At 58.1% G+C, this 13,017-nt stretch carries 9 protein-coding genes and 1 pseudogene; 1 reads left to right on the top strand and 9 read right to left on the bottom strand.

From position 1 onward, the window contains the following. Window positions 1-53: 53 nt before the first annotated feature. From ACFCXQ_RS10480 to ACFCXQ_RS10460, 5 genes and pseudogenes are all read right to left on the bottom strand, one after another. Window positions 54-1,856 carry an acyl-CoA dehydrogenase C-terminal domain-containing protein gene (locus ACFCXQ_RS10480; protein WP_379550358.1) on the bottom strand — a complete coding sequence of 601 codons (1,803 nt, stop codon included), beginning with the start codon at window positions 1,854-1,856 and terminating at the stop codon, window positions 54-56. Window positions 1,857-1,895: 39 nt separating this feature from the next. Further along, on the bottom strand, window positions 1,896-2,351 hold the full coding sequence (locus tag ACFCXQ_RS10475) for a MerR family transcriptional regulator (protein WP_379550357.1): 456 nt from the start codon (window positions 2,349-2,351) through the stop codon (window positions 1,896-1,898). A 32-nt stretch (window positions 2,352-2,383) separates the two neighbouring features. Continuing rightward, window positions 2,384-2,758 carry a phosphoribosyl-AMP cyclohydrolase gene (gene hisI, locus ACFCXQ_RS10470; protein WP_379550355.1) on the bottom strand — a complete coding sequence of 125 codons (375 nt, stop codon included), beginning with the start codon at window positions 2,756-2,758 and terminating at the stop codon, window positions 2,384-2,386. A gap of 373 nt (window positions 2,759-3,131) precedes the next feature. Beyond that, the gene (locus ACFCXQ_RS10465; RefSeq protein WP_379554629.1) at window positions 3,132-3,677 is read right to left on the bottom strand and encodes a ComF family protein; all 546 of its coding nucleotides are present in this window, start codon (window positions 3,675-3,677) and stop codon (window positions 3,132-3,134) included. Window positions 3,678-3,686: 9 nt separating this feature from the next. Beyond that, window positions 3,687-3,881 (bottom strand): annotated as a pseudogene (locus ACFCXQ_RS10460) (double zinc ribbon domain-containing protein); the annotation flags it as partial. A 132-nt stretch (window positions 3,882-4,013) separates the two neighbouring features. Between ACFCXQ_RS10460 and ACFCXQ_RS10455 the strand changes: the two are divergent. After that, window positions 4,014-4,706 carry a methyltransferase gene (locus ACFCXQ_RS10455; RefSeq protein ID WP_379550353.1) on the top strand — a complete coding sequence of 231 codons (693 nt, stop codon included), beginning with the start codon at window positions 4,014-4,016 and terminating at the stop codon, window positions 4,704-4,706. Window positions 4,707-4,709: 3 nt separating this feature from the next. On the opposite strand, the gene ppdK is transcribed toward ACFCXQ_RS10455, so the two are convergent. The 4 genes from ppdK to ACFCXQ_RS10435 form a co-directional block, all read right to left on the bottom strand. Further along, the gene (ppdK, locus tag ACFCXQ_RS10450; protein ID WP_379550351.1) at window positions 4,710-7,382 is read right to left on the bottom strand and encodes a pyruvate, phosphate dikinase; all 2,673 of its coding nucleotides are present in this window, start codon (window positions 7,380-7,382) and stop codon (window positions 4,710-4,712) included. 12 nt (window positions 7,383-7,394) lie between these two features. After that, the gene (gene glyS / locus ACFCXQ_RS10445; RefSeq protein WP_379550349.1) at window positions 7,395-9,851 is read right to left on the bottom strand and encodes a glycine--tRNA ligase subunit beta; all 2,457 of its coding nucleotides are present in this window, start codon (window positions 9,849-9,851) and stop codon (window positions 7,395-7,397) included. Continuing rightward, entirely contained in the window at window positions 9,848-10,762 is a 915-nt protein-coding gene (locus ACFCXQ_RS10440) for a glycine--tRNA ligase subunit alpha (protein WP_379550347.1), read from the bottom strand. Before ACFCXQ_RS10440 ends, glyS begins: the two co-directional genes overlap by 4 nt. An 81-nt stretch (window positions 10,763-10,843) precedes the next feature. Continuing rightward, window positions 10,844-12,943 carry a molybdopterin oxidoreductase family protein gene (locus tag ACFCXQ_RS10435; RefSeq protein WP_379550345.1) on the bottom strand — a complete coding sequence of 700 codons (2,100 nt, stop codon included), beginning with the start codon at window positions 12,941-12,943 and terminating at the stop codon, window positions 10,844-10,846. Window positions 12,944-13,017: the final 74 nt, after the last annotated feature.

Raw genomic sequence — 13,017 nt, 5'->3', positions numbered from 1 at the left:
AAAAAGGCCCGAGCATCGCTGCCCGGGCCTTTTCTTTTCGTTTCATCTGGGGATTAGGCCGCAGTCGCGAACGCCTCTTCGCCCAGCGCCATGAGGCTGTCACTGCCAGCCTCCAACTTCCGGCGCAGCGCGCCCGCATCTGGCAGGAAACGGTCCATATAGTAGGCCGCCGTTGCGAGCTTGTTCTCATAGAAGCTTGCATCATCAGGCGAGCCAGCCAGCGCATCTTGCGCAGTCTTCGCCATGCGCAGCCACATAAAGCCGAGCGTCACTATGCCCATAATGTGCATGTAGTGATGTGCGCCCGCGCCAAGGTGGTTCGGGTTCTGCATCGCGTTTTGCATGAACCACATGGTCGCCGCTTGCTGTTGCTCCAGGGCCTTTTCAAGCTTCTCAGCCATGTCACCGCGGCCATCTTCTTTCGCAGCAGCAATTTCATCACCAACCATCTTGAAGAAGGCCTGGATCGCGGCGCCGCCATTGCTGGCAAGCTTACGGCCGCACAGATCCATCGCCTGCACACCGTTGGTGCCTTCATAGATCATGGCGATGCGCGAATCGCGCACGAATTGCTCCATACCCCATTCCTTGACGTAGCCGTGCCCGCCAAAGACCTGCTGCATATTGTTGGCAATGTCATACCCTTTGTCCGTGCCGTAACCCTTGATGACAGGTGTCAGCAGGCCAATCATTTGGTCGGCTTCCTTGCGCTCTTCCTCAGTCTGAGCCTTGTGGCTCAGGTCAACCTGAAGCGCGCCCCACAGACAAAGTGCCCGCATGCCTTCATTAAAGGCTTTGCCGTCCATCAGCATCCGGCGAACATCGGGGTGTACGAAGATCGGATCGGCCTGCGCTTCCGGCTCAGCTGGACCAGTCAGAGCGCGGCCCTGACGGCGATCAAGCGCGTAAGCAACCGCATTTTGATACGCGACCTCAGCTTGTGAAAGGCCCTGAATACCGACGCCGAGACGCGCGGCGTTCATCATCACGAACATCGCTGCGAGACCCTTATTCTCTTCGCCTACCATCCAGCCTGTCGCGCCGTCATAATTCAGCAGGCAGGTTGAGTTGCCGTGGATGCCCATCTTCTTCTCGATGGAGCCGCAAACAACACCGTTGCGCTCGCCCGGGTTCTGATCTTCATCCAGAACGAACTTAGGCACGATAAATAGCGAAATGCCTTTCGAGCTGTCAGGCGCGCCCGGCGTTTTCGCCAGTACGAGGTGAATGATGTTTTGCGACATGTCATGCTCACCGGCAGAGATAAAAATCTTTGTGCCAGTAATCGCGTAAGAACCGTCAGCATTGGGCTCTGCTTTAGTGCGGATCATGCCCAGATCGGTGCCGCAATGTGGCTCTGTCAGGTTCATAGTGCCCGACCACTCACCCGTGATCATTTTGGGCACATAGGTTTCTTTTTGCTCTTGGCTGCCTGCAGCGAGAATAGCGGCGACCGCACCGCCGGTAAGTCCAGGGTACATCGCAAACGCCTGGTTTGCCGTGCCGATATACTCTTCAAAAGCAAATGCCACGACATGCGGAAGACCCTGCCCGCCAAACTCTTCTGGCTGCGCGAGAGTGCCCCATCCCGCCTCGCAGAATTGCTCATAGGCTTCCTTGAAGCCATCTGGCGTAGTTACCGAACCGTCATCATGACGGGTACATCCCTGCTCATCGCCAACCTGGTTGAGCGGCGCGAGCACTTCAGAACAGAATTTACCCGCCTCATTGATAACCGCCTCAACCATATCAGGTGTCGCATTTTCAAAGCCTGGCAAATTGCCATAACTTGCAAGATCAAGCAGCTCGTTGATGACAAAACGCGTGTCGCGCGTTGGGGCTGTATATGTAGGCATGGTTTAGTCCTTGGTCGAAGGTTTTGGGTTCAAAAGGGTTCAATTCTGAAGGTTAAGCGTCTCGATATGCGCGATAAATTCCGTCAACTCCTTGATAGAACTATCGATATCAGCGCGCTGGCGCTTCAACTTCGCGACGTGATCGCGGCATTTCTCGACGGTGACGCGGCGTTGCTCCACGCGGCCATCGTCCAGATCGTAGAGATCGATCATTTCGCGGATTTCGCCAAGCGAAAATCCGACATTTTTGGCCCGCATGATCCAGGCAAGACGCGCCCGGTCACGTTTTGAGTAAATTCGGGTCATGCCAACGCGCGATGGCGCGATCAGCCCTTCATCCTCATAAAATCGGAGCGCACGCGCTGTACAATCAAACTCCGAAGTCAGATCGGAGATGGAAAATTGCTCGCGCTCAAGCTTATCAGGACGATCAAGGAGAGCGCCTGACGTACCACCAGAATGCGAGCCATTCGATTTATCAACTGTTCCCGTCATGACTGACGGAATAGCCGATGCTTACGTTAACGTCAAGTCTTGACGGGAACGAGAGCACCATTCTTGAGCTCTCGGTAGAAGCATGAGCGCACGCCAGTATGGCATGTCGGTCCCTCCGCGCGCGCCTTAATGACCACAGCATCCTGATCACAATCGATTAAGATGCGCTCTACCGCCAGACGATTCCCAGATGTTTCGCCCTTCATCCACTGCGCCTTGCGTGAGCGCGAATAGAAGTGCGCAAAGCCGGTTTCTTGTGTCGCGGCGAGTGCCTCAGCATTCATAAATGCGACCATTAAAACCTCTCCATCTTCCGAATCGGTGACGACTGCACTCAGCAGCCCCTTCTCATCAAACTTTGGCAAAAGGCGTGATCCGGTTTCGCGCTCAGAATCTTGCAAGCTCATGGCTTCCTTCAAAATCTCAATGTTATCAGCGTCCCAATGTTGCAAGATAACAACAAATACGCCGCAAAATTGCACCTTAGCGAATATGTTTGTTTGATGAACCGTTTGTTTTTGAGAGTGTAGTAGCAGCAGGCCTGATTAGCCTGTCCACTGAATCACCAAACTGTGCAAACGGCTAGGTTCAGAGGGGGATCGGATCCGCTGCCTTTCCACAAAGAGAGGCGCATCCGGTATAACGATGAGGGATAGGATCCCTGATGACGCTTGATGGTGACTACTGGGGGGTATCGCCAACTTGCAGAAGCGGATCCAGATTAATTCGTCACGTGGCGCCCGGGGCTGTTTTAGCTCCGGGCGTTTCGCTTTTTAGGCATTAAGGACGATTACCTGGCTCCGCTTCCGACAACACTCTTGCGAAGCAGGCAATGGTGACCGACCGTGCGCCAGCCTGCTTGAGCGCCGCGACACAGGCGTTGCTCGTCGCGCCGCTGGTGAGCACATCATCGACCAGAATGACGCGCCGATCCTTCACTGCATTACGGCGGCGCGCGTTGATTGCAATCGCACCCGACAGAATACTGCGGCGCCGCTTACTGCCAAAGCCAGCCAGCGGCGGCGTTGACTTACGCCGAACCAATCCATCGACAAGCAAATCGCCGCTGCCTTGCTTGGCAAGCTCCCTCGCCAACAGAGCCGCCTGATTAAATCCGCGTCGCCATAAGCGCAGTCTGTGCAGCGGAACCGGGATGAGCAGCGGTGCATCATCCTCGACTGGGGGCAACCGCGCCGAAATCAGTTTAGCGAGCATCGTCGCCAAAGCGATGCGACCGCCATATTTGAACGCCAGGATAAGCTGCCGCGACGCATCATTGTAAACTGTCGCTGCTGCAATTCCGTTATGGGTCGGGGGTTCAGCCAAGCATGGCGCACATATCGCGCCTTCCTTCGGGCCCGTCTCACCAAATGGGCGCTGACAAGATGCGCAAGAAGGCTCAGAGGGGATAATAAGGCTGCTCCAGCACTCGGCGCACAAGCCATTTTGCGCAGCAACACTCCCTCCGCATGACGGGCAGCGCGGCGGATAAATCAGATCCACCAACGGCGCGAGAGGCTCTCCAATCATGCGCTTGAAATCCATGATAATCTATGTGGACGGCTTGCACATCGCTGGCAAGGACGCCAATTGCTGACAATGGCCACTCGAACTCCACCGACAATTTTTTGCCGGGTCCGGCGCGCTGCCAAATGGGCGCGCATGATCACTCGCTCAAAGAAGCCCGACGCTGCGAGCTACTTGCTACGCGATGCTCAAGATGATGTCGTTGAGCGAATGGACTTTATGCGGCTTACACCTCGGCGCGCCCTGATTGTGGGCGATTGGACGGGGCTCTTGCCATCAGTCTTGAAAGATCGCGGAGCGCAGGTTGATTGCTTCCCAATTGGCGTGTTCGAGGAAGAGCATCCGATTGAGGGGGCGCCTTATGACCTCATCATTCATCTGCTTGGTCTTGCGACCGTCAACGATCTACCGGGAGCGCTGATCCACAGCCGCAATGCGCTGAGCGAGGACGGGCTGATGATCGCCTCTTTTCCTGGCGCGGGCAGCCTACCGAGGTTACGTCAGGCAATGCTCGCAGCGGATGGCGAGAAGCCTGCCGCGCGGATACACCCAATGGTCGACAGCGGGTCGGGCGCTGGGCTGGCGAAACGTGCGGGCTTCACCAAGCAAGTTGTCGACAGCCATACGCTTTCAGTGCGGTTTTCATCTCTTGAGCGCCTCATCAGCGACTTGCGCGATCAGGGCATGAACAATGCGCTGATGAACTCTGCGCCACATATCTGCCGCGAAGGGTTCGCCCGCGCGAAGGATGCGTTTCAAACGCTCGCCGAGCCCGATGGCAAGGTTAGCGAGACATTCGAGATGGTAACCATAACGGGCTGGAAGTAAGCGTTAATCCGCGCGCCTGAGCGACGCCTGCGCCGCCGCTAGCCGCGCAATCGGCACGCGATAGGGCGAGGCGCTGACGTAATCGAGGCCTACCTTTTCACAGAACTCGATGCTGGCTGGATCACCGCCGTGCTCTCCGCAAATGCCGAGCTTGATTGCCTCACGTGTTTTGCGACCACGCTCCGCCGCCAGCTCAACCAACTGACCAACACCCTCAATATCAAGGCTGACAAACGGGTCGCGCGGGAAGATGCCCTTGTCGACATAAGGCGCAAGGAATTTGGCCGAATCGTCGCGGCTCACACCCAGCGTGGTTTGCGTGAGATCATTCGTGCCGAAGCTAAAGAACTCCGCTTCATGCGCGATCTCATGCGCCATCAGCGCGGCACGCGGCAGTTCAATCATCGTACCGACCAGGTACTCAACGCGCGTGCCTGTCTCAGCGAACACCGCCTCAGCCGTGGTGTCGATCACCGCTTTTAACAGCTCCAACTCGCGCTTGGCGGCAACCAGCGGAACCATGACCTCAGGAACCGGCGCAGTACCGCCCTCGCCTGCAACCTGACATGCGGCCTCAAAGATCGCGCGCGCCTGCATCTCGTAAATCTCGGGGAAGGTCACACCCAAACGGCAGCCGCGATGGCCGAGCATCGGGTTGAACTCATGCAGTTCATCCGCGCGGCGACGCAGATGGTCAACGCCAAGGCCCGTCGCTTCGGATAGCTCGGCAAACTCCGCATCACCGGTTGGCAGGAATTCGTGCAGCGGCGGATCTAGCAGACGGATCGTGCAAGGAAGACCCTCCATAACCTGGAAAATCGAGACAAAATCTGCGCGCTGTTCTGGCAGCAGTGTCTCGAGCGCTTTGCGCCGTCCCTTCTCATCCTCCGCCAGAATCATCTGACGCACCGCGCTAATCCGTGCAGCGTCGAAGAACATATGCTCCGTGCGGCATAGCCCAATGCCCTCGGCGCCAAATTGCCGCGCCATTTTGCAGTCGGCTTCGGTCTCGGCATTGGTGCGCACACGCATCCGGCGGTGTTCATCCGCCCATTCCATCAACACGCCAAAATCGCCCGCAAGCTCAGGCTCAATCGTGGCGACTTCGCCGGCCATCACCTCGCCAGTGCCGCCATCAATTGTAATGATGTCGCCCTCGGTCAGCTCGCGATTACCGATCCGCAGAGCCTTGCTATCGCGGGTAATCGAAACAGCGCCCGCACCGGAAACACAAGGCCGCCCCATCCCGCGCGCAACCACCGCCGCGTGACTGGTCATCCCGCCGCGCGCAGTCAGAATACCGGCGGCGGCGTGCATGCCGTGAATGTCCTCGGGGCTAGTTTCAACGCGCACCAGAATGACCTTCTCGCCGCGCTCTGAGAGCGTCTCAGCGGTATCCGCATCCAGCACGATTTTGCCTGAAGCTGCACCGGGGGATGCAGGCAAACCCGCGGTCAAGACATCACGGTGAGCCTCCGGGTCAAGCGTCGGGTGAAGCAGTTGGTCAAGCGCCATCGGATCAACGCGCAGGATCGCTTCTTTCTTATCGATCAGCCCTTCACCAACCATGTCCACCGCCAGCTTGAGCGCTGCCTTGGCCGTGCGCTTACCGCTACGTGTTTGCAGCATCCACAGCTTGCCGCGCTCCACGGTAAACTCGATGTCCTGCATGTCGCGGTAATGCCGCTCAAGCAGGTCAAACACGCGCGCCAGCTCGCCATAGGCATCGGGCATTGCCTCTTCCATGCTCGGCTTGTCTGCACCCGCCGCCTCACGCGCAGTCTTGGTCAGATATTGGGGTGTGCGAATGCCCGCGACGACATCCTCGCCCTGCGCATTGACGAGCCACTCGCCGTAATAGGCCTTCTCACCGGTTGAGGGATCGCGCGTAAACGCAACGCCTGTGGCCGAGCTCTCGCCCATATTGCCAAACACCATCGCCTGAACATTGACGGCCGTGCCAAGGTCATGCGGAATGTCATTGAGGCGGCGGTAAATCTTCGCGCGCTCGCTATCCCAGCTGTCAAAAACCGCGCGGATTGCGCCCCACAGCTGCTCTTGCGGATCTTGCGGAAAGGCATGGCCCAATTCCGCCTCGGCAATGCGCTTATACTCATCGACCAGCGACCGCCAATCGTCCGCGCTGAGCTCGGTATCGCTGTAGAAGCCATTGTCTTCCTTGGCGATCTCGAGTGCTTCCTCGAACAGGCCGTGGTCAAGGCCCAGCACCACATCGGCATACATTTGGATGAACCGGCGATAGCTATCCCAGGCAAAGCGCTCGTCCCCGCTGGTGGCCGCGAGGCCCTGAACCGTTTCATCATTCAGGCCGAGATTGAGAACCGTGTCCATCATGCCCGGCATGGAAATTGCCGCGCCGGAGCGGACAGACACCAGCAAGGGGTCCGCCGCATCGCCGAAGTTCTTACCAACCGACGCTTCGATATGTTTGAGCGAAGCCGCAACGTCGCTGCGCAGCTTTTCGCTAAAGTCTCCGCCCTCGGCCAAATAGCTCAGGCATTCTTCGGTCGCGATAGTGAAACCGGGGGGCACTGGCAGGCCAATCGCCGCCATTTCGGCAAGGTTTGCACCTTTGCCGCCCGCGATGCCCTTGTCTTTCTGACGCGGGTCGGAGTGGTCTGCGCTACCACCGAATGGGAAAACCGTATTGGTCATCAGCCCTAAATCCTAACCTTCAATCTTGGAAAAATCAGCGACCCTGTGCACTGCATCGCGGAACCGCGCGAGCAGGTCGAGCCGCGCGGCGCGCTTGTCTTTATCCGGATCATTCACGGTCACTTCGTTAAAAAACGTATCAATGGGCGCGCGCAGGCTCGCAAGCGCTGCCATCGCGTCTTCGAATGCCTCGGCATCGATTGCGCTAGCGGCCTTGGGCTCTGCGCTGTCGAGCGCGGTTATGAGAGCAGCCTCGGCAGGTTCTGGCGACGGGTTAGTCGCGCCAGGCTCCCACTCCTCTTTTTTGAGGATATTGGCCGCGCGCTTATAACCCGCGAGCAGGTTCGTGCCGCTGTCGGTTTCGACGAAGGATTGGAGTGCTTTGACGCGAGCGAGGAGGCGAACGAGATCATCTTCACCACCCAGCGCAAACACTGCGTCGATCAGGTCGTGACGGACACCCGCCTCGCGCTGCTGGACCTTGAGGCGGTCGGCGAAGAAGTCGAGGAGTGAAGTTACGAGGTAGTTGAACGAGGAAAACCAATAATTCCCATCATACAGCTCGTAATCTTCGGCAACTTCGCCATTTGCAGGACGGCTCTTACTGAAGCTCAAACCGAGCGTGCGCCAATCAATCTGATTGTCGAAACCCAACCAAACACGCACGGGTTCTTCGAACGATTTTCCAGATTCTAGCTCTGAAAGCGCTTCGTCTGAAACTTTTTGGTAGAAGTAAGGGCGAACCAATCCATCAATGAGATCGGGGCGGCCATCATCTAAAAGTTCTTGAGCGCCTGAGCGATCGCCAAGTTCAGTTGAAGCAAATCTGACATACCAAGACTCCAATGCATCCTCGAGGCAAAGACGCACCGCGTTTTTATTTAGCAGGCGCACTACGCCAATGGCTGCTCGCCGGAGCGCAAATGGGTCTTTGGAACCAGTTGGATGCAGTTCTGGATCACCGAAAAAGCCAAAGAGCGTATCCAGCTTATCCGCCAGAGACACCGCCACCGTCACCGGCGCAGTTGGCACATCATCGCCCTGCCCCACCGGCTTGTAGTGATCGCGGATCGCATCCGAGACTTCCTGCTGCAGGCCTTCCTTCTCGGCGTAATATCCGCCCATCAGGCCTTGCAACTCAGGGAACTCGCCGACCATTTCGGTGACGAGGTCGGCTTTGCAGAGCCGCGCAGCCTGCTCGGCCATATCAGCCAAATCCGAAGCCGTTCGTGCTGAGCTTGTCGAAGTACGAGCGGCATCTTCCCCCACCCCTTCGACAGGCTCAGGGCGAACGGGGGAAGGTTTTACAACCCCCTCTTCGCACAGCCAGCGAGCAAGCTTCGCCACGCGTTCAACCTTATCGGCAACTGTGCCCAGCTTCTCGTGGAAGGTGATCCGCGCCAAACCCTTGGCGTGTTCTTCGAGCGTTTTCTTCTGGTCAAGCTCCCAGAAGAAGCGCGCATCAGCCAGCCGCGCAGCGAGCACTTTGCGATTGCCATCGACCACTACGGCGGGGTCTTCCGCCTCAATATTGGCAGTGCAGATAAAGGCGTTTGCGAGCGTGCCAGAAGCATCCTGGCAGACGAAATACTTCTGGTTCACTCGCGCAGTGAGCTGGATCGTCTCGGGCGGCACATCGAGGAAATCATCCTCAAACCACCCAAGCAGAGGCACGGGCCATTCGGTCAGACCCGCGTTTTCCGCGACCAGACCTTCGTCCTCAACAAGTGTCAGGCCTGTGTCCTGCGCGGCCTTGCGCGCGCCATCGCGCACCAACGCCTCGCGCTCGGTATGATCGACGATCACGTGTGCTGAACGAAGTTTATCGGCATAGTCCTCGACGCCGGTGATTTTGATTTCGCCATCGGAGTGGAACCGGTGACCACGCGTAACATTGCCGCTCGCAATCCCACTGATCTCACACGGCACAATCTCGCCACCAAACAGCGCAATGATACCCGACAATGGCCGCACCCATTTAAGGCTCTCGGTCGAGATGGAGGCTGCGCCCCAGCGCTGTGATTTGGGCCAGCTAAAGTCGCGAATGATCGCCGGAATAGCATCAGCCAGCAAATCAGCGGTCGCCTGCCCCGGCTTCTCGATCACCGCAAAGTAGGTGCCCCGGCCCTTTACATCGCGCACTTCCAGCTGGTCGCGTGTCACGCCATTCTTGCGGCAGAACCCATCCACCGCCTGATCAGGAGCGCCCTCGGGGGGGCCCTTAGCTTCCTCGCGGACAGCCTCGGTTGCTTGTGGCAGGTCGCGGGCGATCAGCGTCAGACGACGCGGCGTAGACCATACAGCAATATCGCCCACTGCAACGCCAGCCGCATCCAGCTCCCGGCGAAACAGCTTTTCAAGCTCAGCCCGCGCGCCCTTTTGCATGCGCGCAGGAATTTCTTCGGAGCGAAGTTCTAAGAGGAAGTCGCGCGTTCCTGTTGACGCGCCAGAGGCAAGCTGGTCGCTCATTGGCTCCACTCCGGATATTTCTCAGCCCAAGTAGGCGCTTCTTTCGCCATATGCGCCTCGCAAGATCCGCGCGCCAGATCGCGCACGCGCGCCATATAGCTCGCGCGTTCCTGCACACTGATCACACCGCGGGCCTGGAGCAAGTTGAAGATGTGGCTCGCCTCAACCGCCTGCTCATAGGCGGCAATTGGAACCTCAGCCTTTAAAGCGTTCTGGCACTCCGCCTCAGCCTTGTTGAACAGATCAAACAGCGCGTCTGTGTCGGCGACCTCGAAATTCCATTTCGACATCTGCTTTTCGTTCTCCAGGAAGACATCTCCATAAGAAACGCCCTCCTTGTTAAACGCCAGATCGTAAACACTATCCACGCCCTGAATATACATTGCGAGGCGTTCGAGACCGTAAGTGAGTTCACCCGCCACGGGTTTGCAGTCGAACCCGCCCATCTGCTGAAAATAGGTGAACTGGGTGACTTCCATTCCGTCGCACCAGACTTCCCAGCCTAGCCCCCAGGCGCCAAGTGTCGGCGATTCCCAATCATCCTCGACGAAGCGGATATCGTGCTTGACCGGGTCGATCCCGATCACTTCGAGGCTTTTGAGATAAAGCTCCTGAATATCGGACGGGCTCGGCTTCAGAATCACCTGATATTGGTAGTAATGCTGGAGGCGGTTGGGGTTCTCGCCATAGCGGCCATCGGTAGGCCGGCGACATGGTTGAACAAAGGCGGCATTCCACGGCTCTGGCCCCAGCGCGCGCAGCGTGGTGGCGGTATGAAACGTGCCCGCGCCCATGCGCATGTCGTAGGGTTGCAGGATGACGCAGCCCTGTGCACTCCAGAAATCATGAAGCGCCAGGATCATATCCTGGAACGAGGCTTTTGGATTGCGTTTTGGCGTCTCGAAACTCATGGCCAGCGGCCATGGCGCAAGCCCTCACCAGCGTCAATGCCGCAGCGCAGCATATTCACGTTGCGGTTGCGGTGGACAGAGTTACTCGGCCGCCACGGTTTCGCGGGCCCGCTCGACCGTTACCGGCGTACCATTGAGCACTGCATTGCCTGTGAGCCGGTCGTATCGCTCCGGATCAGTGAGGTCATTGAGCGAGACCCCCGCATGTTCCGCCGCCGTTTTCCAGCTTAGTCCTTCGCGATTGTGCCCCCAGCCATGCGGGAGCGAGACAACGCCTGGCATCATGTCTTCGGTGACCTCGGCAGACGTCTCAACCGCACCGACGCGGCTTGCGATGGTGATCGCGTCGCCATCTTCAATGCCGCGCTTAACCGCATCCTCTGGGTGGATCATCAGCGTACAGCGATCCGGACCTTTCACGAGCCGATGCGAATTGTGCAGCCAGCTATTGTTGGAGCGCACATGGCGACGCCCAATCAGACTGAGCGATTGCGGGTCACGCCGAGACATGCTGCTGGCAAAACGCCCGCATTCCTCGACAAGCTCATCAGGCGCAGCGTGGATAAGCTTGTCATCCGTCATTACGCGGGCTTCGATGTTGGGGCGCAGTGGGCCAAGATCGACACCGTGCTTGTGCTCTTCCACTTCGGCAAGCGACATTCCGGCGGGCGATGCTTTTAGCATTCCGTCCAAAACCTCGCGCGGGGTCGGCAGGTTCGGCACTGGCTCGCCCTTTGCGCTCAGGATTGCACGGGTCAGTCCGGCTGCAATCTCCCAATCGGCAAGAGCGCCCTCTTCCATTTCAAGGGTCGCAGGCGAGTAATTCCCGAAATTGCGCACAGAAAGGGGGCCAAAGAAGAAGGTGAAGTGATCCTTCTCCAGCGGACCGCAAGGCGGCAGGATGTAATGCGCATGACGGCTGGTCTCGGTGATGTGCATATCCATGCTGACCATCAGCTCGAGACCTTCCAGCGCGCGCTCCGTCCGGCGGCCATCAGGCGCAGACAGCACCGGATTGCCTGCGATTACAAATAGCGACCGGATGCGTTGCTCATCATCGCGCGTCAGCTCATCCGCGAAAGCAATGGTCGGGATCTCGCTCATAACCGACGGCAAAGTCCCGCGCGAAGTCTCGACCGTGCGAATGCCGCCCTTGCCGACATGGGCAACCAGATCGAGGAGCGGCTCCGGGAACATCACCCCACCCTCACGGTCCAGATTCCCGGTGGCTATATTGATGAGCTGGATCAGCCATTGATTGAGCGTACCAAATTCGCAGACTGACACACCCATACGGCCATATATCGCGGCGGGCCTCCCATCGGAAAGCTCGCTGGCGAAGCGGCGAATGGTGCTTACGTCGACTCCGCAATATGCGGCCAATTCGGCTAAGTCGAATGCGTCGACCATCGGCTTAACGCCGGCCCAGCTTTCATCGACCAGTTGCGCCAAGCCATCGCGCAGCGCGTCGCCACCCTCCAGCACGCATTGCAAAATGCCGACAAGCAATGCGGTATCTGTACCCGGTTTCACTGCATGCCATTCATCCGCGATCTTTGCTGTCTCGGTCTTGCGCGGATCCACCACCACGAGTTTGCCGCCGCGCGCCTGCATCTCTTTCACACGCTTGCGGAAATCGGGGACAGTCCAAAGGCTGCCATTGGACGCAACCGGATTACCGCCAAGAATGACGATCAGCTGGCTGCGATCGATATCTGGCACGGCGGCAAGGCTGACATGACCATACATCTGGAACTGCGCATAATGATGCGGGATCTGGTCAAGCGTTGAGGCGGAGAATGTTCCGCGAGCGCCCACAGCTCGCTGCAAATACCCCGACTGGGTGGAGAGCGCATAATCATGCGCGCCGGGATTGCCGCGATAAAAGGCAGAGCGCGCTCCATCCTTAGTCAGCGCCGCGAGGCGCTCAGCAATCTCGCCAAAAGCCTCCTCCCATTCCAGCTCCTGCCAACCGTCATCCGTGCGCTTTACCGGCCTGCGCAAACGGTCTGGATCGCTTTGCAAATCCGCAATTGCGGTGGCTTTGGGGCAGATGTGGCCACGGCTCAACGCATTGTCAGGGTCGCCTTTGATAGAAACAACCTCGCGCCCTTCCAGCTCTACTAGAACGCCGCAATTGGCTTCACAAATATGGCAGGTCCGGTGGTGAATTGTTGTCATAGTCGCCTCTCTCTCGCGGGCATGACTACCCGCAATAGTAGCGCGCGCCAAGCTCTTCGCAAACACGCAAACTG

Origin of the sequence: Qipengyuania rhodophyticola, from assembly GCF_042493225.1 — a bacterium.
Classification (GTDB): Bacteria; Pseudomonadota; Alphaproteobacteria; order Sphingomonadales; family Sphingomonadaceae; genus Erythrobacter.
The sequence above is the reverse complement of the archived record's forward strand: the minus strand, read 5'-3'. Positions and strand labels throughout refer to the sequence as shown.

Coding starts and splice junctions, on each gene's coding strand:
- ACFCXQ_RS10480 (WP_379550358.1), bottom strand. CDS start 1,856: ATGCCTACATATACAGCCCCAACGCGCGACACGCGTTTTGTCATCAAC.
- ACFCXQ_RS10475 (WP_379550357.1), bottom strand. CDS start 2,351: ATGACGGGAACAGTTGATAAATCGAATGGCTCGCATTCTGGTGGTACG.
- hisI (WP_379550355.1), bottom strand. CDS start 2,758: ATGAGCTTGCAAGATTCTGAGCGCGAAACCGGATCACGCCTTTTGCCA.
- ACFCXQ_RS10455 (WP_379550353.1), top strand. CDS start 4,014: ATGATCACTCGCTCAAAGAAGCCCGACGCTGCGAGCTACTTGCTACGC.
- ppdK (WP_379550351.1), bottom strand. CDS start 7,382: ATGACCAATACGGTTTTCCCATTCGGTGGTAGCGCAGACCACTCCGAC.
- glyS (WP_379550349.1), bottom strand. CDS start 9,851: ATGAGCGACCAGCTTGCCTCTGGCGCGTCAACAGGAACGCGCGACTTC.
- ACFCXQ_RS10440 (WP_379550347.1), bottom strand. CDS start 10,762: ATGAGTTTCGAGACGCCAAAACGCAATCCAAAAGCCTCGTTCCAGGAT.
- ACFCXQ_RS10435 (WP_379550345.1), bottom strand. CDS start 12,943: ATGACAACAATTCACCACCGGACCTGCCATATTTGTGAAGCCAATTGC.